The sequence below is a fragment of the Marinobacter sp. SBS5 genome, assembly GCF_048285575.1.
In the GTDB taxonomy this organism is placed as follows: domain Bacteria; phylum Pseudomonadota; class Gammaproteobacteria; order Pseudomonadales; family Oleiphilaceae; genus Marinobacter.
In genome coordinates this window covers 783,728-807,941 of the sequence record NZ_JBLWAZ010000003.1, presented here as the reverse complement: position 1 = coordinate 807,941, position 24,214 = coordinate 783,728, and the positions used below count along the sequence as shown (strand labels likewise).

Below are 24,214 nucleotides of genomic sequence, written 5' to 3'. Positions count from 1 at the left end.
GCTTGCACCTAACTTCGATGACTCCGTATATTCCGCCTGCTGATTTAACGCACGAATTCCGGTAGAATTCGCCCTCAGTTTTTATCGCACCATTTTCCAAAGCGAGACAAGGTTTCATGGAAATTAATCCCATAGTGACGAAGATCAAAGAGCTTCGCGAGCGCACCGAAGCGCTGAGGGGGTATCTTTGACTACGATCAGCGAAGCGAACGTCTGGTCGAAGTAGAACGCGAACTTGAACTCCCAACCGTATGGGACGATCCGGAGCGCGCCCAGTCACTGGGTAAAGAGCGTTCTGACCTCGAATTGATCGTCAGAACCATTGATAACCTCACCTCCGGCCTTGCAGACGCAGAAAGCCTGCTCGAAATGGCCGTTGAAGAGGACGACGAAGGCACCGTGCAAGAAATCGAGGCCGATCTCGAAGGGCTTGATAAAGAACTCGAGAAGCTCGAATTCCGCCGCATGTTCTCTGGTGAAATGGACGCCAACAACGCTTACCTAGAAATTCAGGCAGGCTCCGGCGGCACCGAAGCGCAAGACTGGGGCAACATGCTACTGCGCATGTACCTGCGCTGGGCCGAGCGTCGTGGATTCAAAGCGGAAATCGTCGAACTTCAGGAAGGTGAAGTCGCCGGCATCAAGAGCGCGACCATCCACGTTCAGGGCGACTACGCCTATGGCTGGCTGCGCACTGAAACCGGTGTTCATCGACTGGTGCGTAAATCACCGTTCGATTCCGGTAACCGCCGACACACCTCGTTCTCTTCCGTGTTCATCTCGCCGGAAGTGGATGACAGCTTTGAAATTGAAATTAATCCAGCCGACCTGCGCGTGGACGTATACCGTGCCTCCGGTGCCGGTGGTCAGCACGTTAACCGAACCGAATCGGCCGTACGACTGACCCACAACCCCACAGGCATAGTGGTGGCGTGTCAGGCTGGCCGAAGCCAGCACCAGAACAAAGATCAGGCCATGAAACAGCTGAAAGCCAAGCTGTTCGAGCGCGAGATGCAGTTGCGCAATGCCGAAAAACAAAAGCAGGAAGACTCTAAGTCTGATATCGGCTGGGGTAGCCAGATCCGCTCATACGTGCTGGACGACAGCCGTATCAAAGATCTTCGCACCAAGGTGGAAACCAGTAACACCCAGTCGGTGCTCGATGGTGACATCGACAAGTTTATCGAAGCCAGTCTGAAGATGGCGCTGTAAACAGCGCCATTTAACCCGAACCGGACCCCTCTCGACTTCTTAGTGAGCTAACATGACCGAACAGACCCAGAACGCGACCCAGCCCGAGGACAACAAGCTGATTGCGGAGCGCCGCGCCAAACTGGCCAACCTGCGAGAGCAGGGTAATGCGTTCCCGAACGATTTCCGCCGCGATGCGACCGCTGCAGAACTGCAGGAAAAATACGGCGACAAGTCCAAAGAAGAGCTGGAATCCATGGGCATTCAAGTGGCCATTGCTGGCCGCATGATGCTCGACCGCAAGGCGTTCAAAGTGGTTCAGGACATGACTGGCCGCATTCAGATCTACGCCACCAAAGATGTTCAGAAAGATACCAAGCACTGGGATCTTGGCGACATCGTGGGTGTGCGCGGCGTGCTGTGCAAGTCTGGTAAAGGTGACCTCTACGTGGCGATGGATGAGTACACCTTGCTTACCAAGTCGCTGCGCCCGCTGCCTGAAAAGCACAAAGGCCTGACTGACACCGAGGCTCGCTACCGGCACCGTTACGTTGATCTGATGATGAACGAAGACAGCCGCCGCGTATTCTATGCGCGCTCGAAAATCATCAACGTAATGCGCCAGTACTTCTCCGAGCGTGACTTCATGGAAGTCGAAACACCGATGCTGCAGGTGATACCTGGTGGCGCTACCGCCCGTCCGTTCGTGACTCATCACAACGCACTGGGTATTGATATGTACCTGCGGATTGCGCCGGAGTTGTATCTCAAGCGCTTGGTTGTGGGCGGTTTTGAGCGGGTGTTTGAAATCAACCGTAACTTCCGTAACGAAGGTCTGTCGACCCGTCACAATCCGGAGTTCACCATGGTCGAGTTCTATCAGGCCTATGCGGATTACAACGACCTGATGGACCTGACCGAAGACATGCTGCGCACCATCGCCGAAAAAGTGCTGGGCACGACCACGGTTACCAACACCCGCGTGTTGAAAGACGGCGCTGAAGAAACGGTTGAGTACGACTTCGGTAAGCCATTTGAGCGCTTGACCGTTGTGGACGCAATCTTGCGCTATAACCCCGAATTTACTCGCGAGCAGCTGGCTGACGAAGCTCAGGCACGTGAGCTGGCGAAAGGGCTTGGTATCAAGGTTAAAGACATCTGGGGCTTGGGTAAGGTGCAAATCGAGATCTTCGAAGAGACCGCCGAGCACCGTTTGATGCAGCCGACCTTCATTACCGAGTACCCGAAAGAAGTGTCGCCGCTGGCTCGTTGCAAAGACAGCGATCCGTTTGTGACCGAGCGTTTCGAGTTCTTCGTGGGTGGCCGTGAAATTGCCAACGGCTTCTCGGAGCTGAACGATGCGGAAGATCAGGCCGAGCGCTTCAAGGCCCAGGTTGCCGAGAAGGACGCGGGCGACGACGAAGCCATGTTCTACGACGACGACTACGTGATGGCGCTGGAATACGGTTTGCCTCCGACCGCGGGTGAAGGTATCGGCATCGACCGCTTGGCCATGATGCTGACCGATTCGCCGTCTATCCGGGATGTGATTCTGTTCCCCGCCATGCGCCCGGAGCACAAAGCAGAGCAAAATTCCGGAGATGAATAAGGCATGCACCCGGTCGAGGCACTGGCTCAAGAATTGAAGCCCGGGCACGGCTGGGACGAGTGGCTGGCGGACGAGTTCCGCCAGCCCTATATGCATCAACTGGCCGAATTTTTGACTGCTGAAGAGCGTGCCGGAAAGACGTTATTCCCGCCGAAACCACAGCTTTTCAATGCCTTGAATAGCACCCCTCTGGATCAGGTCAAAGTGGTCATTCTGGGGCAAGACCCCTATCACGGCCCCGGCCAAGCTCACGGCTTGTGTTTCTCCGTTTCTCCTGGTGTGCCGACACCGCCTTCCTTAGTGAATATCTTCAAAGAAATTCAGCAAGACCTAGGTATTGCAGCGCCAGATCACGGCTGCCTTCAGTCATGGGCTGAGCAGGGGGTTCTGCTTTTGAACGCCGTGTTGACGGTAGAGCAGGGCAAGGCTGGTGCTCATCAAGGTAAAGGCTGGGAGGTTTTTACCGATCGGGTGATTGAGTTGGTGAATCAGCGCTGCCAAGGTGTGGTATTTCTGCTCTGGGGCAGCTATGCGAAGAAGAAAGGGCAGATCATTGATCGGGGTTGCCATCTGGTGTTGGAAGGGCCGCATCCGTCACCGCTCAGTGCCTACCGCGGATTCTTCGGGTGTCAGCATTTTTCTCGCGCCAACCAGTGGTTGCTTGAAAACCACCAGAGCCCGATAGATTGGGCTCTGGCTTCTTCTTCGCAGCAGGAGCGGCTCGACTTCTAGCTGAGCCCCGCTTAACCGAGCAGCGCCATGGCGGCTTCCATCTGGGCGCTCAGGTCTTCTTCCTCAGCCAGGTTCATCTCGGGATCCAATCCCAATCGGCCAAATGCTGAAATGGACGTGAAATCCATCTGGTTCCAGCGGTGGTTGGTGCCGGCGACCAGCTGCAGGTTCGCAATCATAACCAGGTCAGCGTGATCTGCTTTGGGTACTTCACGCTGGAAGTTCGCATACTCCATAGGGACATTCTGCAGCGCTTCCGGGAATTGCCACTTTTTCAGGATCATGCTGCCAATGCGTGGGTGCAGTTCCTCGATGACGGCGTCCAGTACGATGCCGCTCAGCTCCAGGCTGTGATCTTCAACATAGCGAAGAATGGGGAGGACACCAATCAGGTGTACCAACCCTGCCAGAGTGGCCTGGTCCGGCCTTATTTTGGTGTAGTGTTGAGCCAGTACATGACAGATGCCGGCGACCTCGGTGCTGGTTTGCCAGGTGGCCCGAAGCCGCTTGTCGACCATGACTGAAGTGGCCTGAAACATTTGCTCCATTGCCAGGCCCATGGCCAGATTACTGGTGTAGGCCATGCCGAGGCGGCTCACCGCCATGTTCAGGTTTTCAATGGCACGGCTGCCGCGGAACAGTGGGCTGTTGCAAACGCGAATGATGCGGGCAGACAGTGCCATGTCGTTGCTGATCACCGTTACCAGATCCGCAATCGAGGTATCTTCCGACTCCGCGATCTCTCTGACTTGAAGGGCCGCTTCGGGAAGGGTCGGCAAGATTAGCTTGTCGTTCTCAATAGCGCTGGTCAGGTCAGCTTTAATGGTGTCAATAATGTCTGCCATAGTCCGTCTGTTTCCGCTTAAATGGGGCCCCGAAGAGGGTTCTGTTTATGGCTGCATTTATAGCAAATAACAGCGGCATTTCCTGTCAACTTATGTATCAGAAGGTTGCTGTTCAGGTACAGCGTACGGTAATTGCTCGAGTTTTATGCTCGCCTCATCCATCCCGTCTATGGAAAGCGCGTTGGCGCTGGCGTCGTGACGCATGACCGCAAGCATTTCGCCCTTATGTTCGCCGGTCATCACGGCATTAACCACTTCACCGACGTTCTTGCCATCCGCCAGTAGCTTTGCGCCGACCGCAGGCGGCTGCTGTGTGTTGTTGAAAGATAGTCGGTGCAGGCTTTTTTTCAACTGACCAAGGAAGTGCATGCGAGCAATCACTTCCTGCCCCGTGTAGCAACCTTTCTTGAAATGCACGCCTTGCAAGTGTTGAAGGTTCAGCATCTGCGGCACATAGGTTTCTTGAGAGGCTTCTGTCAGCCAGGGCACGCCCGCGGAGATGCTCGATGCGAGCCACTGTTCCACGGCTAATTCAGGAATATCGTCGGGAACGGGATGTTCGCCGGTAGGTTGCCACCATTCATAGCGGGCCGCCTTGTCAGCGGTGTTTTCAATGCGAATCAGATGGCTGTCACCGACTTGCAGGGTTTGGCCGGGTTGAGTCAGAGCGTGCGCGCTATCGCCGGCAACCGAGGCTGCTGAGGCTTCGCCGATCAGTCCGATGATCCGGGCAGTGGGCAGGATTTCCAAACTCGTTCCGCGAAAAAGCATCAGGTATTTTTTTAGATGATTCATCGTGGCTTCGGCTTGGCTGGCGTCAAAGTCCATTAACAGGTCCTCGTCATCCCGAACTAGACGAGTCAGGCAGTATGCGCGGCCTTTATGGGTGCACGCCGCAGCTCTGAGTGATCGCTCGCTGGTTACCTCGTCCACGTGTTGAGTGAACTGGCCTTGCACAAACTTGTCGGTTCCCGGTCCGCTGATGCGGGCCATGACGCGGTCGCTCAACAGAGCGTAGCCGCTGGAATGTGCGAGTTGCTGAGAATCCTGTGTACTCACGATAGTCTCCAGAATTAAGGCGAAGGAGGTGTGTGCTTGGGTTCAGGTGAACCGGCTCGAAGTAATATACGCAGGCGCCTGAAGGCAGTGTCGTTGGTGTTTGACCTGAGCAAACCCATGTTGCCGGTGATGATCGTCATCATGCTACCCGATTTTGAAGCGCTCGGCTTGAAATGCAAAATAAGTAATTTGGCGCTCAGAAAACTGGCGTTGGTTACCGAGGCTGGCACATGGCGGCCGTCTGCCAGCTGGCATGCCAGTCCCGATGTGTTATTGGATATAGCGACGATGGCATCCGGTTTTTTTAGTAAACCGAAGCGCTGGAATGATGCCCAGCCCAAAACAAGCACTGGGATAATCAGTGCCAGCAAAAGATAGGAGGTTTCCAGCGCAGCTGCCACCGTGAAGACCGCTAGCCCAAGCCAAGGGATGGTTGCGATGAGCCCAGCGGAAATGGAGGGTAACAGTGTTAGCTCAATCCGGTTGGACACGGTTTAGAATCATCTCGACGATGCGACGAAGATCCGGGTCCTCGGGTTTGCTGCGTTGCATGAACCACTCAAACATATCCGCATCCTCGCAGGTCAGTAGCTTGCGATAGCGATCCTGGTCGTCCGGTTCGAGATCTCTGTAGGCTTCTTCCAAAAAGGGTAAGAGCAGAACGTCCAGTTCCAGCATGCCGCGACGGCTGTGCCACCAGAGACGGTGGAACTCAGTGTGCGCGTTGGATTCTTTGGTGTCGGACATAGCGGGTTCCGTTTTTAGGCGTTTGATGAAGGCCCTCTGACTCAAGGAGCCAGAGTTCGATAAGTTGTTGGTACCAATACAGTGTCGCGGGCCTCGCTCTGAGCTTGCGGGTAGTCCAGAGTGTAATGTAACCCACGGCTCTCTTTCCGCTGCAGAGCAGAGCAAATGATCAGGTCTGATATGGTGACCAAATTACGTAATTCAATGAGGTCGTTGGTAACCCGGTAGTTGCTATAGAACTCGTTGATTTCACCCTGCAGCAAATCAACCCGGTGTTTTGCGCGGTGCAGTCGCTTGGTTGTTCGCACAATGCCGACATAGTCCCACATGAAGTGGCGCAGCTCATCCCAGTTGTGGGAGATGATTACGTCTTCATCGGAGTCCCGAACCTGACTTTCGTCCCATGCGGGCACTGAGGGCACGGTCGGGATATCTGCTTCCCGGCGAGCAATGTCTTGAGCTGCCGCGCGGCCATAAACCAGGCATTCCAGTAGTGAATTGCTGGCCATGCGGTTGGCGCCGTGCAGGCCAGTAAAGGCGGCTTCGCCTACCACGTAAAGCTGGTTAATGTCGGTTCTGGCGCGCTCGTCGCTGATGATGCCACCGCACGTATAGTGGGCAGCCGGCACGACGGGAATCGGGTCTTTGGTGATGTCGATGCCGAAGCCTAGGCATTTTTCGTAAATTGTCGGAAAGTGATGTTTGATGAAGTCTGCGGGCTTGTGGCTGATGTCCAGGTACAGATGGTCAGCACCTAAACGCTTCATTTCGTGGTCGATGGCTCGGGCGACGACATCACGGGGTGCCAGCTCGGCACGCTCGTCAAACTTGTCCATGAAACGGCTGCCATCGGGCAGTTTCAGTACGCCGCCTTCACCGCGAACCGCTTCGGTAATCAAGAAGGATTTGGCGTGGGGGTGGTACAGGCACGTCGGGTGAAACTGGTTGAATTCCATATTGGCGACTCTGCAGCCGGCCCGCCATGCCATGGCGATGCCGTCACCGGAAGCCCCGTCGGGATTGGTGGTGTAACGGTACGCTTTGGAGGCACCACCGGTTGCGATTACTGTGAAGCGGGCACGATAAAGCTCCACGTGGTTGTCTTCAAGGTTGAGGACGTAAGCGCCTATGCAGCGGTTTCCGGGAAGCGATAGGTTGCGGTTGGTGATCAGGTCAACCGCGACCCGGCCAGACTTGAGCTCAACGTTGCGCTTGGCAGCTGCTTGGCTGGCGAGCGTTGTGGATACGGCCTGACCGGTCGCATCGGCTGCGTGGATAATGCGGCGATGGCTGTGGCCGCCTTCACGGGTCAGGTGGTACTGGTCATCGTCTTCTTTGCGGGTGAACGTCACGCCGGATTCGATGAGCCAGTCGATGCTCTCTTTGCCGTGCTCTACGGTAAAACGCACGGCATCTTCGTGGCACAGGCCGCCTCCTGCATTCAGCGTATCCTGAATATGGTTTTCGACCGAGTCGGTTGCATCGAGAACCGCTGCAATCCCGCCTTGCGCCCAGAGCGTGGCCCCGGAACTGATGTCAGCTTTGCTGATCACGCAAACGTTCAAGTGCTCTGGCAAATTCAAGGCGACAGTCAGTCCGGCAGCACCGCTGCCAATAATAAGAACATCGTATTCGTAGGATTGTGGCATTGGGTCGTTGTCGCAGGCCATAATGTGGAAGTGTATTGAACTAAACTTTGTGCTTGCTGTCTATTTGGCCCGATGGATATGCCTCGAGCCGGTTGCTGTCGGCAACCTGGGTTCATGTATGAACACCGGAATGACAAAATGACACAAGCGAGCCGATTAAAAGCCATTCAGATGGCCAACCAAGCGGGACCGTCCGTTGCTTCGTCCATGATTTCCGATACAGATTCTAAATCGAGTGAGCAGACTGAAAGCCAGACGGATTTGCAGCTGGTGCGCAAGGTCCGTCATGGAGATCGGGCGGCGTTCGACCTGCTGGTGGTGAAGTATCAGTCTCGGGTAGCGTCCATTATCAGCCGTTATGTGTACGACAGCCACGAGGTGATGGATTTAGCGCAAGAAACGTTCATTAAGGCGTTTCGGGCCATCGACCGGTTCCGTGGCGACAGTGCATTTTACACTTGGCTGTACCGTATTGCTGTGAATACCGCAAAAAATCACCTTGAGGCCCGCGGGCGCAGGCCGCAAGGGTCAGCAGATTCTTCCGAAGCGGAAAACTACGACGATGGCCGCCGATTGCGGGACGTGGCCTCACCAGAAAAAATTCTGCAAAAAGATCAGCTGCAAAAAGCGTTGGCCGAAGCCATTGCCGCGTTGCCCGAGGAACTAAGATCCGCTTTCTTGCTCAGAGAATATGACGGTCTCAGTTATGAAGACATTGCCCGGATTCTAGAATGTCCGATTGGAACCGTACGTTCCCGGATCTTCAGAGCCCGGGATGCAGTGGATCGCCACATTGGTCCACTTCTTAATCATTCAGTGACGTAAGTGAGGTTGCACCCGATGGATGAGCGTCTCAGAGAAACTCTGTCAGCAATGATGGACGATGAAGCGGACGAGCTTTCAGTGCGCAGACTGCTTTCGCACGACGATCAGAACGAAGTCAGAGAACAGTGGCAGAGATGGCAACAGGTTCGTGACCTGATGCACGAAGCTCCCAGCGCTTCATACAGTATGGATGTGGCAGGCGCGGTGCGCGCTGCGCTTGATGACCAAGAGGCCCCCGCAGAAGTCTCTGCGAATGCTAAAGCGCATGCTGGCGGATATTGGCACTGGCCCGTGGCGGCGATGGTTGCGCTAGCGCTGGTTGTCGGGTTTGGCGCTGGAGCCGGTTGGGGAACTTCCCCGGGCGACATAGACAATTCGCTGGCGGTGACCGGCACAGAAGAGCGGGCACCTCAGTTAGTGCTGAGTACCGAAGAAGTGGCCTTGCAGAGGCTGGATGAGCAGCAGCTGCGACAGGTGCGGCAGTATTTGCTGGAGCATGCCCAGCATAACAGCGTTGGCGCCGGGCGTGGTTCGATGGGATACGCGAGAATGGTCAGTGCGAACGGTGGCTATTGAGCCCGAGGTGTCTGGTTATGAAATTTCCGCTTAAAAGCAGGCTCTCAATGATTCGAATGCTGATTGTAGCGGTATTGGTTTTCCTTGCACCGGGCATGTGGGCGCATGCGCAAGGTGAAGCGGCTGAAACAGCTCCATCAAAGTCAGCCATAGACTGGCTGGAGCGGTTGGGCCCGGCACTGAATATGACCTCTTATGAGGGCGTGTTCGTCTACGCCAGGGGTGATCAGGTGCATTCTATGCGCATCGCCCACCGGTACCGGAACGGGCAGGTGGAAGAGCGTTTGGTTATGCAAGATGGAGGCTCGGGTGAGATCGTCAGGAAAGGCATGGATGTAGTCTGTGTATTGCCGGATCAAGGCCGAATCCGTCTGGATGAAGTCATCCCTTCGGGGCCGTTTGCCGAGGCGTTTACCAGCCAGCTAATGCCGATCAGTCAGTGGTATCAGCCGAAGTTGGTTGGTGAAGACCGGGTGGCTGGCTACGATGTGGTGACGGTGGACCTGACGGCCAAAGATAAATACCGATACAGCCATCGCCTTTGGGTTGAAAAAGAAACAGGGCTTCTGGTGAAAAGCCACGTGCGGGATGTCGATGACGTCGTTCTAGAGCATTTCCAGTACACCAGTCTGGAGATCACCGACGACATCGCTGACGAAAAATTTGAAGTGCAAACTCAGGGCCGTGAGATTACCCGTCATCTCGGCGCTCCTGAGCCTCAACAATCGTCTGTCGGCCGAATGACCGGCTGGACGTTGAATTGGCGGCCAGAGGGTTACATGCCTGCGGCTACGCCCAGTTCCAGCAACGGCAAAGCAGTCGCATTCTCTGATGGCCTGGCGACGTTTTCCGTGTTTGTCGAACCTGTCAAAGGGCTCAAAATGCCAACAGGCGCCTCGAGGGTTGGGGCGTCGACCGTCTATATCCACGAAGTGTTGGTAGCAGAGCGGCCGTTTTTGATTGTGGTTGTCGGCGAAATTCCGCCCGAAGCAGCACGAAAAGTCGCGCATGCGGTATCGATCGATGATGCGCTGGCTCGAGGGTGGGTAGCAAGTGATCACTGAAACAGGGAAAGTTATTGCTCTTCAGGGCACGCAAGCTTGGGTACAAACCATTCAAACCAGTGCGTGCGAGAGTTGCTCAGCTCGTGCCGGTTGTGGTCAGCGTGCACTGGCGGCGGTCTCGGGAGGCAAAGCCAATCAGATATTGGTGCTGAACACTGCTGATGCGAAAGTTGGCGATGAGGTGGTCATAGGTGTGGATGAGCAATCGTTGCTGACAGCCTCTTTGGCCGTATACGGGGTGCCCCTGTTGCTCATGGTGCTAACGAGTATTGGTGCGTTTCGGTTGTTTGGGGGAACGGATCTGGTGGCGATTGTCGGTGCGATTTTCGGTTTAGGGGCGGGGTTCTGGCTGGTTCGCCGTTGGCAGTCGCGGTCGGGTGATCGGTTTCAACCGCGCATGGTTCGAGTGAATAGGATTGCGTCGGTCACCTGCCTCTAAAACCTACCGATTTTTAAGTTGAAAAGTGGGCGGCCAGCCATAAATTGTAACGGCAGACCAACGGCCAAAATAAAGGGGGTTCAACATGCAAAAAACAAATACGCGGGTCGCTCGTTATCCTGATGCGTTCCGGTCAGGCTTTGTTCTTGGAGCCTGGCTGATTTTCGCTGCTTTGGTGTCGGCATTATGGAGCCAGAGTGTTGCGGCGCGTGGTTTGCCGGATTTCACGGAACTGGTAGAGGAAAACTCCAGCGCAGTGGTAAACATCAGTACCTCCAGTGAACCCGCCGGTCGCCGATCCCGTTTCCAGGGGCTGCCGTTCGACGAGGGGCAGCTGGATCAGTTACCTCCGTTTCTGCAGGATTTTTTCCGCGGCCCCAGCTCCCCCTTCGGTGGAGCTCCGGGCGGTAAGCAGCCGACCCGCTCCATGGGCTCGGGCTTTATCGTGTCAAAAGACGGCTATGTTCTGACGAATAACCATGTGGTCGAGGGTGCCGATGAGGTGGTGGTTCGGCTGAATGACCGCCGAGAGTTTGCCGCGACCATCGTGGGCACCGATCCTCGTTCCGATATGGCGGTTTTGAAAATCGAAAATGCGGACGACCTGCCGGTGGTGAAAGTGGGCAGTTCGGAAGAGCTCAAAGTGGGGGAGTGGGTGTTTGCAATCGGCTCTCCCTTCGGATTCGATTACACGGTGACAGCGGGTATCGTCAGTGCGCTTGGGCGGTCGCTGCCTTCGGAAAACTACGTCCCTTTTATCCAAACCGATGTTGCGATTAATCCGGGTAACTCTGGCGGGCCGCTTTTCAATCTGGACGGGGAAGTCATTGGTATCAACTCCCAAATCTATACTCGTTCTGGCGGATTCATGGGTGTGTCTTTTGCGATTCCGATTGATGATGCCATGAGTGTGTTTCGCCAGCTTCGAGACGAAGGGTCTGTCGCCCGCGGTTGGTTAGGTGTGTTGATACAGGAGGTCAATCGAGATCTCGCTGAGACTTTTGGTTTGAAGCGTCCTCGCGGCGCATTGATTGCCGAAGTGATGATGAATTCACCCGCTCAGGCCGGGGGGCTCCAGTCGGGCGATATCGTTCTGGAGTATAACGGCGAGGAAATTGAGTTGTCCTCGGATTTGCCCCCGAAAGTAGGCCGCACGCCGGTGGGAGAGCCGGCCCGATTGACTGTGTTGAGAGGTGGTGACGAGATAGAGCTTGATGTAGAGATTGGAGAGTTGCCTGAGGATGGTCGCACAAGCCGCTCAAAGGGCCATGATCAACGAAACGATGCAACAGGCGCTCTTGGACTGACGGTTGAATCGCTGACGCCCGAAAACGCTCGTGCAGCAGGTGTCGAAAGCGGTGTGCTGGTAACCAATGTTGAGCGGGGGCCAGCGCTTCAAGCGGGCATCCGGAACCGAGACATCATCACAGAAATAAACCGCAAGCCGGTGGCGTCGCTGAAAGCTTTCCGAGCGGTTGTAAAAGAGTTGCCAAAAGGCCAGGCGGTGTCTGTGCGTGTGGTGCGCCAAGGGCGGCCAATCTATCTAGTGATGAGACCCTAAGTTAAAGCTGCTACCTGAAACGGTGCTTTGGCCCCCCGGGCGTGTCACGACATGCCCGGGGGCTTTTGTTATACTCGCCGGATATTCTTGAACTCTAGGTCATGGGATGGACCCGGTGACAATATGAAAAATAAGGAATTATCCCTCCGCGAACTCCTCAAACCGCGCAACTCGTGGTTGGCGTTGCTCGTTTTCATCGTCTCTGTTGGCGTTACCTTCTTGTTGTGGCAGGTATCCATCCGATTGGTGGAAGACCGCGCTGAAGCCAAGTTCCGAGCCCAATCCTTGCAACTTAAAACCGCGATTGAAGAACGCCTGATTAACTATGAGCAGGTGCTGGCTGGCAGTGCGGGGCTCTTTGCCGTGAAGGGTGAGGTCAGTCGTGATGAGTGGCGTGAGTACGTTGAAAAAGTAGACATCAATCGTTATTACCCCGGGATTGAGGGGATCGGCTTCGTGCAGCGGATTGGTGTTCGCCAAATGGCTGATCACATAGCTTCTGTTAGGGCCGAAGGCGTTTACAAATATTTGGTTAAGCCGTTAGGGGCAGGGCCATATTACTACCCAATGGTGTATCTCGAGCCCGGTACGGAACGAAATCTAAGTGCGCTTGGCTACAACGCCTTCAGTGACCCTATTCACCGTCTCACCATGGAGAGGGCTCGAGATGATGCCAAGCCAATGGTGACCGGAAAAGTCGTGTTGGTTCAGGAGTCCTTGGCCGAAGATCAGGCGGGGTTCCTCATGTATTACCCGGTGTATCAAGGTGGTGCCATCCCTAGTGTCAGGACTGAGCGTAGGATGATGCTGGCGGGCTATGTGTTCAGCGCCTTCCGGATGAATAACCTGCTTGATGGTATTGTCGGGCTGATATCCCCTTTTCTGGATGTGCGTATTTACGATGCGGCTGTCGTGTCCAGAAGTACGCTCATGTACGGATCCAACTTAGGATCGCTGGACAACGATTTTAGTTTTGAGCTTAGCCAGACTGTATCTCACGGTGGCCGGGAGTGGCTGCTGCAAACCCGCTCCACGCCCGCATTTGATTATCTGGCCTCGGATCCACGTCCGCCCATCGTGCTGGGGGCGGGGATAGCGATCAGTGTTTTGATGTATCTGTTTGTGTTGTCACTGGTGCGCTCTCGTTTGGGCGCTCAGGTCAGCGCCGGACGATACCGAGCCATTACCGAGGGTGCGGCTAACGTCACCCTGGTGATGTGTCGGGAGGGCAATCCAATCTATGCCAGTCCGTCCAGTCGGGATATTCTCGGCTTTGACCCTGACCGGATCGCGGATCTGGATTTTAAATCTTTGGTCAATTCCGAAGACTGGCCCGGATTGCGGCAGGCTTTCAAAGATGCAGTATCTTCTCCGGGCAAACAGATGCCACTGGTGCGGGCTCGTATCAATGACGCCGAAGGTCATTGTCGCGAGATGGAAGGGACTTTTACTTCCATGTTGAGTGTGCCCGGGGTTTCCGGAGTGGTCTTGAGTCTACGAGACCTTACACAGTTGAAAGCGGCTCAAGCTGAATTGCACCGGTTGGCGTTTTTCGATCCATTAACCGGTTTGGCCAACCGGCAGTTGTTCCGTGACCGTCTGAATAACGTTGTGCACCGTTCCCGTCGCAGTGGTGAACCGGCGGCGCTGATGTATCTGGATCTGGATGGTTTCAAGCGAATAAACGATACCTTGGGGCATGACGCCGGTGATGAGTTGCTTCGGCAGGTAGCTGAATGGCTTCAGGGTTGTGTACGGGAAGAAGATTCGGTCGCTCGCTTGGGAGGCGATGAGTTTGTCGTTCTTCTCTCTCGGGTTAGCGGTACGGAAGCGGCTGGTAAAGTGGCGGAAACCATTTTGCGGCGATTGTGCCAGAGAATCAGGCTGAACGATCACGACGTCGGCGTGACAGTCAGTATTGGTATCACCATGATCCCCCACGACAGCGAAGATGTGGGTGCCCTGATGAAGTATGCGGACTTGGCGATGTATCGGGCCAAAGAAATGGGCCGAAACAACTACCAGTTCTTCACTCCGGCTATGAACATCAAAGCTGCGCGCCGCATGTTGCAGCAAGAAGAATTGGCAGCCGCGCTGAGCGATGACCGCTTCGTGCTGCACTATCAGCCGAAAGTGGATTTAGTGAGCCAGAAAGTGATTGGCGTTGAGGCCTTCCTGCGCTGGCACCACCCCGAGAAAGGGCTGGTTCCTGCTCAGCAGTTTATTAACCTGGCAGATGAAACGGGTTTGATCATCAGGCTCGGCGAGCAGGCGTTCAGGCAGGCGTGTATTCAGGTGCAGGCGCTGGAGCGTGCGGGTTTTGAATCGCTCAAAATGGCAATCAATTTTTCGGTCCGCCAAATCACTGACACCGGGTTTCTGGATCTGATACGCAGGGTTATTACCGAGACCGGCGTTGCTGCTGATCGGATAGAGCTGGAGCTGCCGGCAGAATTGCTGAACGAAGACCCGCGGATGTTGCGTGAGTTGTTGGTTGCGCTGAATGATCTGGGCGTGTGCCTGATTCTGGACGATTTCGGAAAGGGATCTTGCTCTTTGGTCGCGCTGCAACAGCTTCCGCTGGATGTGATCAAGATTGATCATGGATTTATTCGTGATATCCCCTACAACGTCAGCGCAACCGATGTGGCCTCGGCTGTCATCGCGCTGGCGCACAAATTACATCTGACTGTAGTTGCCGAAGGTGTTGAAACCATGCAACAACTGGCCTTTTTGAAGTCGGCCGGTTGCGCCCAAAGTCAGGGTAACCTGTTCAGCTATCCACTCGACGAAGATGCCCTGATCGGGTTCCTGATTCGCCAGTATGAGAAGCCGCTTATTTCCTGATCATGGCAATAGCGGCCGGATACCGGTAAAATCACGCCGTTCCCGGACCCGTAGCGGCTATACCGGGCTCAATCCTATGTCTTATATGAGTAATCATTGTCTGTGACTGAACTGAGCCGAATCCGTAACTTTTCCATCATTGCCCACATCGACCACGGTAAATCCACGCTGGCGGATCGTTTCATTCAAAGCTGTGGCGGTTTGACCGAGCGTGAAATGGCCGCTCAGGTACTGGACTCCATGGATCTCGAGAGAGAGCGGGGCATTACCATCAAAGCCCAGAGTGTGACGCTCAACTACACCGCTCGCGACGGTGAGGTTTACAAGCTGAACTTTATCGACACCCCCGGGCACGTCGACTTTTCCTATGAAGTATCCCGCTCTCTATATGCTTGCGAGGGTGCACTGCTTGTTGTGGATGCCGGGCAGGGCGTAGAGGCTCAGTCTGTTGCCAACTGCTATACCGCACTCGAGCAGGGCCTGGAAGTCGTTCCGGTACTGAACAAAATGGACTTGCCTCAGGCTGAGCCCGAACGGGTGGCGGCAGAGATTGAGGACATCATTGGCATTGAGGCTCAGGATGCCGTGCGCTGCAGTGCCAAGAGTGGTCTAGGCGTAGAAGACGTGCTTGAGGATCTGATCCAGAAGATTCCGCCACCTAAAGGCGATCGCAGTGCGCCTCTGCAGGCTCTGATTATCGACTCATGGTTTGATAACTATCTGGGCGTTGTATCGCTGGTGCGTGTCATCGAGGGTGTTCTGCGCAAGGGCGACAAGATTGTTATCAAGTCGACCAACAAGGCTTGGAACGCTGACAAGGTCGGGATTTTTAACCCCAAGCCGACCGATACCAATATTCTTGAAGCGGGCGACGTAGGTTTTGTGGTCGCCGGCATCAAAGATATTCATGGTGCGCCGGTAGGTGACACCATCGTGCATCAAAAATACGCCGAGGAAACTCCGATGCTACCGGGTTTCCAGAAGGTTAAGCCGCAGGTATACGCGGGCTTGTTCCCGGTCAGTGCGGATGACTATGACGATTTCCGGGATGCGCTTGAAAAGCTGACCCTGAACGACGCTTCTTTGTTCTTCGAGCCCGAAAATTCCGATGCGCTGGGCTTTGGTTTCCGCTGTGGTTTCCTGGGCATGCTGCACATGGAAATTATTCAGGAGCGCCTGGAGCGGGAATACGATATTGACCTGATTACCACCGCGCCTACGGTTATCTATGAAGTGGTGACCAAGCAAGGTGAGACGGTGTCGGTAGACAACCCGTCCCGGCTTCCGGATATTGGCTCTATTGAAGAAATGCGCGAGCCGATTGTTGAGGCCAATATTCTGGTGCCGCAAGAGCACTTGGGTAACGTGATCGCTTTGTGCGAAGAAAAGCGCGGCGTTCAGAAAAACATGCACTTCATGTCGTCGCAGGTACAGCTCAGTTACGAGTTGCCGATGGCCGAAGTGGTGATGGATTTCTTTGATCGAATTAAGTCCGCAAGCCGTGGTTTTGCGTCACTGGATTATCACTTTGTGCGATTCCAGGAAGCGAATCTGGTGCGATTAGACGTATTGATCAACGGAGAACGCGTCGACGCGCTGGCAATCATCGTGCACCGTGATCTGGCACACCGTAAGGGCCGTCAGTTGATCGAAAAGATGAAGGAACTGATCCCGCGGCAGATGTTTGATATTGCGATTCAGGCAGCTATTGGTACGCAGGTGGTATCGCGGGTAACCGTCAAAGCGTTACGTAAAAACGTAACGGCTAAGTGTTACGGTGGTGACGTCAGCCGTAAGAAGAAGCTGCTTCAGAAGCAGAAGGAAGGCAAAAAACGCATGAAGCAGCTGGGTAATGTTGAGGTGCCTCAGGAAGCGTTTCTTGCCGTGTTAAAAGTTGATAATTAATAAAACTAAGGCGCCCGATGGATATTGATTTTCCACTGGTATTGGTCGTTCTCACCTTTGTGACAGGGGTGGTTTGGCTTGCGGACAAGTTGTTTTTAAGAAAACGCCGGCTCGCCAAGGCCAGTGAGCAAACGGTAAAGGGCGGTTCGGAAGAGCCCAAAGAACCTTGGCTGGTCGATATCAGCCGCTCTTTTTTTCCGGTGTTGGCTGTTGTTCTGGTGCTGCGTTCGTTCCTGATTGAGCCTTTTCAGATACCATCCGGGTCTATGCTGCCCACGCTGGAGGTTGGCGATTTCATTTTAGTGAACAAGTACGCCTATGGTCTGAGGCTGCCGGTGGCTGGCACTAAAGTTGTCGAGATTGGCGACCCGGAGCGCGGCGACGTCATGGTGTTTCGCTTTCCGGAAGATGGCGTGACCAATTACATCAAGCGAGTGATCGGTTTGCCGGGAGACACCGTGCGTTACCGTAACAAGCAGCTCTTTATCAACGATGAGCCGGTACCTCGGGATTTTGTCGCGCGGTTGCCTCCGATGGAGCGCTGGCGCGAAACCATGGGTAGTGTTGATCATGATATTTACCTGACCATGGGGCGCGTGTCTGGCTCTGGTGAAGGCGAATGGACGGTTCCTGATGGACATTACTTCGTCATGGGGGATAACCGGGATAACAGTAACGACAGCCGTTTCTGGGGCACGGTTCCAGATGAACTGGTGGTCGGCAAGGCCTTCGGTATCTGGATGCACTGGAAATCTCTAACAAGTCTGCCATCTTTTGATCGAGTAGGTGGCATTGAATGATCTCGAAGACTGCGGAGCGAAAACGCATGAAGAATGGATTTCCCTCGGGCCTGAAGTATCAGCAGGGCAGTGGCCTGACAATGATGATCGTGGCCTTATTTTTTGCTGGCCTGCTGACGTTTGCCCTCAAGGTTGGCCCAGCTTATCTCGATGATTTCACCATTCAGGAAGCTCTTGAAAATCTTGAGAACATCGACGGTTTGTCCAAAATGGGGCCAGCCCAAGTGCGCGGTGTGATCAATAAGCAATTAAGCGTGAACAATGTACGCGGTTTTGATGCAAAAAATATCACCGTAGATAAAGACGGTGATCTTGTGCTGATTAGCGTCGATTACGAAGTTCGCAACAACCTATTTGGTAGAGTGGATACTATCGTTCACTTCCAGCATGAGTATGAGTTCAAAGGAAAGTGAGTTCTAAACCAGGTCTAGATCAGCTTCAGCGCCGCATTGGGTATCAGTTCAAAGACCCCGAGCGGTTGCTGTTGGCGCTTACCCATAGAAGTTATGGCAACCAGAACAACGAACGTCTGGAGTTTCTGGGCGATTCTATCGTTAATATGGTGATTGCCGAACATCTGTTCTTGAAGTTTGAAGCAGCTCGCGAGGGCCAGTTGAGCCGCCTCAGGGCCCGCATGGTGAAGGGGGTCACCCTCGCCGAAATCGGCCGTGAGTTCCAGTTGGGGCATTACTTGCGACTGGGCTCGGGGGAGTTGAAGAGTGGCGGTTTCCGCCGCGAGTCCATCTTGGCCGATGCTGTAGAATCCATTATTGGCGCCATCTATCTGGACAGCGATTTCTATACCTGCCGTGAGCAGGTGTTGCGCTGGTTTACAGAAAGACTGGCGGGCCTGGACGTTCAGGATACCCAGAAAGACCCGAAAACCCGGTTGCAGGAATACCTGCAGTCACGGCAGTTCCCGTTACCGCAGTATGAAGTGATCTCGGTGGACGGAGAGGCTCATAATCAGACGTTCCATGTTTCGTGTACCTTATCGTCATTGGATCGTAAAACCACTGGCACCGGCAGCAGTCGCCGAATTGCCGAGCAGCAGGCCGCCCGCAGTGCCCTAAAGAAACTGGGCGTGGAGAATTCTTGATGATCGATATTACCACCCCGGATAACCCGGACAGCCGTTGCGGATTTGTCGCCATTGTAGGTCGCCCCAATGTGGGGAAGTCCACACTGTTGAACCACATTCTGGGACAGAAGCTGAGTATTACTTCGCGCAAGCCCCAGACCACCCGGCATCAGGTGCTGGGCATCAAAACCGAAGGGGATGTGCAGGCGGTCTACGTTGATACGCCGGGCATGCATGAAGAAGAGCCCCGTGCCATCAACCGGTACATGAATAAGGCGGCGACTTCCGCTTTAGTGGGTGTCGACGTTGTGGTGTTTGTCGTTGATCAATTGAATTGGACCACCGCTGACGAGATGGTTCTGGAGAAGCTGGAGCGCGTTAAGTGCCCGGTCATACTGGCCATCAACAAAGTTGATAAGCTGGAAAAGCGTGAATTGATGCTGCCGCATCTTGAAACCTTGGCCGCAAAGCGGGATTTTGCGGAGATTATTCCTTTGTCAGCGCTCCGTGAGACCAACCTGGCCCCTCTGGAAGAAGCCGTAGGCCGTTTTCTGCCGCAGAGTGTGCATTTCTACCCGGACGATCAGATTACGGATCGCAGCCAGCGCTTTATGGCCTCAGAAATGGTGCGGGAGAAAATCACCCGCCAACTGGGAGCTGAGTTGCCGTATTCCGTGGCGGTGGAAATCGAAGAGTTCAAACAACAAGGCAAGACCCTTCATATTTCCGCACTGATTCTGGTTGAGCGTGAAGGCCAGCGAAAGATCATTATTGGTGACAAGGGTGACCGGCTGCGCCGCATTGGTCAGGAAGCCCGTATCGATATGGAACGCATGTTCGACACCAAGGTTATGCTCAAGCTTTGGGTCAAGGTTAAGCGTGGCTGGGCCGACAGTGACCGTGCCCTGAAAAGTCTGGGCATGAACGACCTCTGAGGTTGATATGAGAGGGGCGGTGCATCAAGAGCCCGCTTATGTCATCCATCGGCGGCCATGGCGAGAAACTGCGTTACAGGTGGATGTCTTCACCCTGAATCATGGCCGTATGAGCGTTGTTGCCCGCAGCGGCAATAGCGCTAAAAGCCCTTTGAAGGCGCAGCTCCAACCGTTTCAGCCGCTGTTGATCGACTGGACCGGTAAAAGCGATCTCAAAACTCTGGTGCAACTAGAGCTGCGAGAGGCGCCCCGTTTAAGTCAAACCCGAGCGTTGTATAGCGGGTTGTATATCAATGAGCTCCTGCAGCGCATTCTTCCTGCTGCAGACCCCCACCCGCAGTTGTTTGCCAGTTACATCGAAAGCCTTCAGGCTTTGTCCGGCGTAAAGGCTAACGGCGATGTTGAGCCGATACTGCGACGTTTCGAGAGGGCCTTCGCAGGCGCTTTGGGGTACGATTTTTCGTGGCATCAAACCACCGATACCGGAAGCCCGGTAGAGGTTGGTCAGTATTATGGTTATGATCCTGCCCAAGGTATTGTCGCCGCTAGTGGTGCAGACGTTCGCTTAGGGCGACTGCCCGGCGAAGCCTTGATTGCGCTGGCTAGTGACGACTACAGCGATGAGATGGCGCGTAAAACGGCTAAGCGCGTCATGCGTGTGCTTGTCGATTTCTTGTTACAGGGAAAGCCGCTACACAGCCGAAGTCTATTCAGTCATTCCGTTTCTTCATCAGAGAGAACCTTATGAATCCCAGAGTGTTGCTTGGTGTAAACATTGATCATGTGGCCACTTTGCGAGAGGCGCGGGGTACCCGCTATCCCGACCCGGTACAGGCCGCCTTGGTCGCTGAAGAGGCGGGAGCCGATGGCATCACGGTGCATCCTCGGGAAGATCGACGACACATTCAGGATCGCGATGTGTTGCTGCTTAAGGACGTTTTACAGACCAAAATGAACCTGGAAATGGCCGTCACCGATGCCATGCTGGCGTTTGCCGAACAGGTTAAACCTGAGTGTGTCTGCCTGGTGCCGGAAAAGCGCGAGGAGCTGACCACCGAAGGTGGCCTCGATGTCGATGGCCAGGAAGAGCGTGTGGCAAACGCCTGTGAGCGATTAGCAAAAATTGGAGCCGAGGTATCTCTGTTTATTGATCCGGACCCCGTCCAGATTGATGCTGCTGTCCGTTGTGGCGCGCCGGTCATTGAACTGCACACCGGCGAGTATGCCGAAGCGGCAACGCCAGTGCAGGCAGAAGCTTCAATAAAAATTCTGGAAGACGCTGTTGCATATGCCCGCAAGAAAGGCTTGATTGTTAACGCCGGGCACGGCTTGCATTACCACAACACTGAAAGAGTGGCTGCCATTCCGGGCATCAATGAGTTGAACATTGGTCACGCCATTGTTGCTCGCGCTGTGTTCACCGGTTTGAAAGATGCAGTGAAAGATATGCGCGCGATTTTGGATCGCGCGCGGGCCTAACTCGTTTAGTAGGTTTCCGGCTGTCGTCGCTGTTCACGAAATAGCGATTGCCAGTCGGTTTGTTCGCTCCAGTTCTGCAATCGGTCGATCGCAGACAACAGCTGATCTTTAATAATTTCACGATCAGCCGCTTCGCGCTTCATGGCGGTTTCAAGTCGGTTGGCGGCGGCCCGAAGCTCGGGCACGCCGCAATATCGGGTGGCACCGTGCAGCTTGTGTATACATTCAAGCAAATCGTCTAGATTACCCTCGTCCCACAGCTTCTGAATCCGGGGTGCATCGGTATGGAGCTGTTCAAGCAACATGCTGAACAACTCTTCTGCCAGATCGGCCTTGCCTGCGGCCAACTGGATGCTCTCGCCGATGCTCATGCAATCCTGCTGTATCCGCCGGTTAGACGGGCGAAGGACTTTTCGGGTATCCCGGACCTCCGCGATTTTGAAGAATGGGCCGGTGGATTTGCAGTCGTAGCCGGTGTATTCGCAGACCAGTTCGTTGAGCTGTCGGCTATTGATCGGCTTGGGCATGTAGCCGTCGAAACCTTGCTGTGAGAGCCGTTCTTGTTCATCGGCCAGGGCGTGAGCCGTGAGAGCGATGATCGGGGTGTAGTGGGAATCGGAGTCCAGATCACGGATTCTCGCGGTCGCCTCGACGCCGTCCATTCCCGGCATTTGCAGATCCATGAAGATCAGGTCAAACGGCTGCTTGCGGGCCTTAGTCAGAGCCTCAAAGCCGCTTGAAGCGCCTTCGGCGTTGATTTTACAGTCTTTCAGCAGCGTCATGACCAGCTTCAAGTTGGCGTCGTTATCGTCAACCGCAAGAATTCGGGGGGCTTTGACTTGATTACACTCCCTTACCGGCACTGGAGCGTCTTCGCGATGGCCGGAACGAATGCCGTGTATGAGTGCCAGCAGTTCGTCGTAGAGCGAATCCCGGCAAATCGGCTTGGTCAGATGGCCGCTGGATAAGCCGGAAAGCGGCGTGTCGAGGGTTTCCAGTGTGGGGGTTAGAAGCAAGGTACGGCAGTCCCTTTCCACTTCCAGTGTGCGAAGCAAGTTGCCGTACTGGTTGGAATTCAGTAAGTGGCGAGTGATGCCGATAATCGCGGCTGCGTACCCTTCCTGATGCAGTTGAGCCTCTTCAACGTGCTCCTGAAGTGCTGCCGGCGAAGAGACGCGATCCACGATCATGCCCCAGTCCCGTAACAAGTGCTCGACAGCAAGCCCTGTGGTTTTCTGCTGTTCAAGATAAATGACTCGTTCACCGCGCAGTGCTTCTCTGGATGGCCCGCTGTCAGCGGCCGACGAGAGCTCGGGGGTGAGCGTGAACCAGAAGGTTGAGCCTTTGCCCAGCTCGCTTTTCAGCCCGATTTCTCCGCCCATTTCTTCTACGAGTCGCTTGGAAATAGCAAGTCCCAAGCCAGTGCCACCGTATTGTCGGGCTGTCGAGGCGTCCGCCTGACTGAATGCATTGAATAAAGATTGCTGCTGGGCGCGGGAAAGGCCCACACCGGAATCGGTAATGCTCAGGCGCAAAGTGACACGATTGTTCTCGGCGTCTTCTTCTTCGAGGCTGGCGCGCAACACAACTTCACCGGTTTGGGTGAACTTGATGGCGTTGTTGACCAGGTTGGTAATGACCTGCTTGACTCGCAGAGGGTCGCCAACAATGTGATCGGGCACATCGTTGTAAACCAAGGGCACGAGGTCGAGGTTTTTGGCGTGTGCCGCCGGTGCCAGCATGGTCATCACTTCTTCGACGATATCCCGGAGCGGGAAGGGTACTCGGTCGAGCAACAACTTTCCGGCCTCGATCTTCGAGAAGTCCAGAATGTCGTTGATGATGGTCAGAAGAATCTCTGAAGACTTACGAATGGTGTTCAGGTGATCGCGTTGCTGTCTTGGCAACGGGGTTTTCAGCAACAGTTCGGTGAAGCCGATGATGCCGTTCAGCGGCGTACGGATTTCATGGGACATATTGGCCAGAAACTCGGATTTTATCCGGCTGGCTTCAAGGGCTTCCTTTCGGGCAAAGTCCAGCTCGATGTTCTGGATTTCAATGGTTTCCAGTGTTTCGCGCAGGTCTTCAGTGGCCTGATCAATGTTCTGTTGCATTTCAGCTTGAGCTTTACCGAGCTCCGATGCCATGTCGTTCAGGCCAGATTCCAATTGTTCGAACTCCGGGCCTGCACCGGTATACACCCGGGTTTCCAGCTTGCCTTCCTTGAGCAGCGCGACGGCTTCGTTTAATTGAAACACCGGGTCGGTGAAGGCCCGGCTGAGGCGCATGGCGATACCCATACTGAGGAAGACGCCACCGATGATCATCAGGAGAGAGATGAGGAGGGCTTTGTAGGTTTCTTTTTCGGTGCGAGTGTGGGACATCTCGACCATCACCCAGCCCAGTGGGTTCTGAGCCCGGGCAGCGGTCAAACGAGCCTCTGGCACGATCATGGTCTCGATGCTCAGATCCTGAAGGTGGACGGGATTGATGAATCGAGTGGTGTGGTTGAGCGTTAACTTAACCTCTTGATCGGGTTTAAAGGCGTCCGGAGAAATAACATCGGAACTGCCTGGGCCGGTATGCAATAGACGTTTGCCCTCGGGCGTGAAAAATGAAATGGAGCGGACGTCCTGCTCTTCCAGCAACGCGTTGGAGAGGTTGCTGAGCAGACTCCGGTTGGCCGTAAACAGGCCATACTCAGAACCGGCTGCCAGTTGGCGTGATAGCGATTCACCGCGGTCATGGAGCAGGCTTTCAATGTTGTTTATCCAGCTGTGGGTAAAGAACAGACCCAGCAATATGGTTGTAACGAGGGTGGGAACGAGTGTTACCACCAAGACTTTTTTGCGAATGCCCCACCGTCGCAT

22 protein-coding genes are annotated in these 24,214 nt (G+C 54.6%); 16 read left to right on the top strand and 6 right to left on the bottom strand.

Going from position 1 to position 24,214, the window contains the following annotated elements; genetic code table 11:
* Positions 1 to 116: 116 nt before the first annotated feature.
* The 3 genes from prfB (at position 117) to ung (ending at position 3,532) form a co-directional block, all read left to right on the top strand.
* Positions 117 to 1,212 (top strand): peptide chain release factor 2 gene (gene prfB, locus ACNQ6O_RS10750; protein WP_418053211.1). Its coding sequence is split into 2 segments (ribosomal slippage): positions 117 to 188 and positions 190 to 1,212, totalling 1,095 coding nucleotides; the frame shifts between segments, so codons are not numbered across the junction.
* 52 nt (positions 1,213 to 1,264) lie between these two features.
* A complete protein-coding gene (gene lysS, locus ACNQ6O_RS10745) occupies positions 1,265 to 2,800 on the top strand; it encodes a lysine--tRNA ligase (protein WP_418053210.1) in 1,536 nt (511 codons plus the stop codon).
* 3 nt (positions 2,801 to 2,803) lie between these two features.
* Positions 2,804 to 3,532: a uracil-DNA glycosylase gene (gene ung / locus ACNQ6O_RS10740; RefSeq protein WP_418053209.1), complete on the top strand. Its 729-nt coding sequence runs from the start codon at positions 2,804 to 2,806 to the stop codon at positions 3,530 to 3,532.
* A gap of 11 nt (positions 3,533 to 3,543) precedes the next feature.
* Here the strand turns inward: ung and ACNQ6O_RS10735 are convergent, their stop codons facing one another.
* The 5 genes from ACNQ6O_RS10735 to nadB form a co-directional block, all read right to left on the bottom strand.
* Complete coding sequence (locus ACNQ6O_RS10735; RefSeq protein ID WP_418053208.1) at positions 3,544 to 4,377, bottom strand: HDOD domain-containing protein; 834 nt, start codon at positions 4,375 to 4,377, stop codon at positions 3,544 to 3,546.
* Positions 4,378 to 4,467: 90 nt separating this feature from the next.
* A complete protein-coding gene (locus tag ACNQ6O_RS10730; protein WP_418053207.1) occupies positions 4,468 to 5,436 on the bottom strand; it encodes a YgfZ/GcvT domain-containing protein in 969 nt (322 codons plus the stop codon).
* Positions 5,437 to 5,450: 14 nt separating this feature from the next.
* The gene (locus ACNQ6O_RS10725; RefSeq protein ID WP_418053206.1) at positions 5,451 to 5,837 is read right to left on the bottom strand and encodes a hypothetical protein; all 387 of its coding nucleotides are present in this window, start codon (positions 5,835 to 5,837) and stop codon (positions 5,451 to 5,453) included.
* Between the two features lie 73 nt (positions 5,838 to 5,910).
* Positions 5,911 to 6,183: a succinate dehydrogenase assembly factor 2 gene (locus ACNQ6O_RS10720; protein ID WP_418053205.1), complete on the bottom strand. Its 273-nt coding sequence runs from the start codon at positions 6,181 to 6,183 to the stop codon at positions 5,911 to 5,913.
* A 41-nt stretch (positions 6,184 to 6,224) separates the two neighbouring features.
* A complete protein-coding gene (nadB, locus tag ACNQ6O_RS10715) occupies positions 6,225 to 7,832 on the bottom strand; it encodes an L-aspartate oxidase (protein WP_418053204.1) in 1,608 nt (535 codons plus the stop codon).
* Between the two features lie 138 nt (positions 7,833 to 7,970).
* Here nadB and rpoE point away from each other — a divergent pair, with 138 nt between their 5' ends.
* The 13 genes from rpoE to pdxJ all read left to right on the top strand — a co-directional run bounded on the left by rpoE (position 7,971) and on the right by pdxJ (position 21,344).
* On the top strand, positions 7,971 to 8,657 hold the full coding sequence (rpoE, locus tag ACNQ6O_RS10710) for an RNA polymerase sigma factor RpoE (RefSeq protein ID WP_418053203.1): 687 nt from the start codon (positions 7,971 to 7,973) through the stop codon (positions 8,655 to 8,657).
* A 15-nt stretch (positions 8,658 to 8,672) separates the two neighbouring features.
* Positions 8,673 to 9,233, top strand: coding sequence for a sigma-E factor negative regulatory protein (locus ACNQ6O_RS10705; protein ID WP_418053202.1), 561 nt, complete (start codon positions 8,673 to 8,675; stop codon positions 9,231 to 9,233).
* Positions 9,234 to 9,328: 95 nt separating this feature from the next.
* The gene (locus ACNQ6O_RS10700) at positions 9,329 to 10,297 is read left to right on the top strand and encodes a MucB/RseB C-terminal domain-containing protein (protein ID WP_418053381.1); all 969 of its coding nucleotides are present in this window, start codon (positions 9,329 to 9,331) and stop codon (positions 10,295 to 10,297) included.
* Entirely contained in the window at positions 10,287 to 10,736 is a 450-nt protein-coding gene (locus ACNQ6O_RS10695) for a SoxR reducing system RseC family protein (RefSeq protein WP_418053201.1), read from the top strand. Before ACNQ6O_RS10700 ends, ACNQ6O_RS10695 begins: the two co-directional genes overlap by 11 nt.
* A gap of 85 nt (positions 10,737 to 10,821) precedes the next feature.
* The gene (locus ACNQ6O_RS10690; RefSeq protein ID WP_418053200.1) at positions 10,822 to 12,297 is read left to right on the top strand and encodes a DegQ family serine endoprotease; all 1,476 of its coding nucleotides are present in this window, start codon (positions 10,822 to 10,824) and stop codon (positions 12,295 to 12,297) included.
* A 123-nt stretch (positions 12,298 to 12,420) separates the two neighbouring features.
* Positions 12,421 to 15,144, top strand: coding sequence for an EAL domain-containing protein (locus tag ACNQ6O_RS10685; protein ID WP_418053199.1), 2,724 nt, complete (start codon positions 12,421 to 12,423; stop codon positions 15,142 to 15,144).
* Positions 15,145 to 15,246: 102 nt separating this feature from the next.
* Positions 15,247 to 17,049 (top strand): translation elongation factor 4, encoded by a 1,803-nt coding sequence (gene lepA / locus ACNQ6O_RS10680; protein WP_418053198.1) that lies wholly within the window; start codon positions 15,247 to 15,249, stop codon positions 17,047 to 17,049.
* A 17-nt stretch (positions 17,050 to 17,066) separates the two neighbouring features.
* Positions 17,067 to 17,849, top strand: a complete 783-nt coding sequence (gene lepB / locus ACNQ6O_RS10675) for a signal peptidase I (RefSeq protein WP_418053197.1) — start codon at positions 17,067 to 17,069, stop codon at positions 17,847 to 17,849.
* Positions 17,850 to 17,875: 26 nt separating this feature from the next.
* The gene (locus tag ACNQ6O_RS10670) at positions 17,876 to 18,262 is read left to right on the top strand and encodes a DUF4845 domain-containing protein (protein ID WP_418053196.1); all 387 of its coding nucleotides are present in this window, start codon (positions 17,876 to 17,878) and stop codon (positions 18,260 to 18,262) included.
* Positions 18,259 to 18,948: a ribonuclease III gene (gene rnc / locus ACNQ6O_RS10665; protein WP_418053195.1), complete on the top strand. Its 690-nt coding sequence runs from the start codon at positions 18,259 to 18,261 to the stop codon at positions 18,946 to 18,948. The genes ACNQ6O_RS10670 and rnc overlap by 4 nt, the downstream gene beginning before the upstream one ends.
* Entirely contained in the window at positions 18,948 to 19,865 is a 918-nt protein-coding gene (gene era / locus ACNQ6O_RS10660; RefSeq protein WP_418053194.1) for a GTPase Era, read from the top strand. Before rnc ends, era begins: the two co-directional genes overlap by 1 nt.
* A 7-nt stretch (positions 19,866 to 19,872) precedes the next feature.
* Positions 19,873 to 20,613, top strand: coding sequence for a DNA repair protein RecO (gene recO, locus ACNQ6O_RS10655; protein ID WP_418053193.1), 741 nt, complete (start codon positions 19,873 to 19,875; stop codon positions 20,611 to 20,613).
* A complete protein-coding gene (gene pdxJ, locus ACNQ6O_RS10650; RefSeq protein WP_418053192.1) occupies positions 20,610 to 21,344 on the top strand; it encodes a pyridoxine 5'-phosphate synthase in 735 nt (244 codons plus the stop codon). The genes recO and pdxJ overlap by 4 nt, the downstream gene beginning before the upstream one ends.
* 5 nt (positions 21,345 to 21,349) lie before the next feature.
* Here pdxJ and ACNQ6O_RS10645 read toward each other — a convergent pair whose 3' ends face one another.
* Positions 21,350 to 24,214, bottom strand: coding sequence for an ATP-binding protein (locus ACNQ6O_RS10645; protein WP_418053191.1), 2,865 nt, complete (start codon positions 24,212 to 24,214; stop codon positions 21,350 to 21,352).

Coding starts and splice junctions, on each gene's coding strand:
- lysS (WP_418053210.1), top strand. CDS start 1,265: ATGACCGAACAGACCCAGAACGCGACCCAGCCCGAGGACAACAAGCTG.
- ung (WP_418053209.1), top strand. CDS start 2,804: ATGCACCCGGTCGAGGCACTGGCTCAAGAATTGAAGCCCGGGCACGGC.
- ACNQ6O_RS10735 (WP_418053208.1), bottom strand. CDS start 4,377: ATGGCAGACATTATTGACACCATTAAAGCTGACCTGACCAGCGCTATT.
- ACNQ6O_RS10720 (WP_418053205.1), bottom strand. CDS start 6,183: ATGTCCGACACCAAAGAATCCAACGCGCACACTGAGTTCCACCGTCTC.
- nadB (WP_418053204.1), bottom strand. CDS start 7,832: ATGCCACAATCCTACGAATACGATGTTCTTATTATTGGCAGCGGTGCT.
- rpoE (WP_418053203.1), top strand. CDS start 7,971: ATGACACAAGCGAGCCGATTAAAAGCCATTCAGATGGCCAACCAAGCG.
- ACNQ6O_RS10705 (WP_418053202.1), top strand. CDS start 8,673: ATGGATGAGCGTCTCAGAGAAACTCTGTCAGCAATGATGGACGATGAA.
- ACNQ6O_RS10700 (WP_418053381.1), top strand. CDS start 9,329: ATGTGGGCGCATGCGCAAGGTGAAGCGGCTGAAACAGCTCCATCAAAG.
- ACNQ6O_RS10690 (WP_418053200.1), top strand. CDS start 10,822: ATGCAAAAAACAAATACGCGGGTCGCTCGTTATCCTGATGCGTTCCGG.
- ACNQ6O_RS10685 (WP_418053199.1), top strand. CDS start 12,421: ATGAAAAATAAGGAATTATCCCTCCGCGAACTCCTCAAACCGCGCAAC.
- lepB (WP_418053197.1), top strand. CDS start 17,067: ATGGATATTGATTTTCCACTGGTATTGGTCGTTCTCACCTTTGTGACA.
- ACNQ6O_RS10670 (WP_418053196.1), top strand. CDS start 17,876: ATGAAGAATGGATTTCCCTCGGGCCTGAAGTATCAGCAGGGCAGTGGC.
- era (WP_418053194.1), top strand. CDS start 18,948: ATGATCGATATTACCACCCCGGATAACCCGGACAGCCGTTGCGGATTT.
- recO (WP_418053193.1), top strand. CDS start 19,873: ATGAGAGGGGCGGTGCATCAAGAGCCCGCTTATGTCATCCATCGGCGG.
- pdxJ (WP_418053192.1), top strand. CDS start 20,610: ATGAATCCCAGAGTGTTGCTTGGTGTAAACATTGATCATGTGGCCACT.
- ACNQ6O_RS10645 (WP_418053191.1), bottom strand. CDS start 24,214: ATGCGACGGTGGGGCATTCGCAAAAAAGTCTTGGTGGTAACACTCGTT.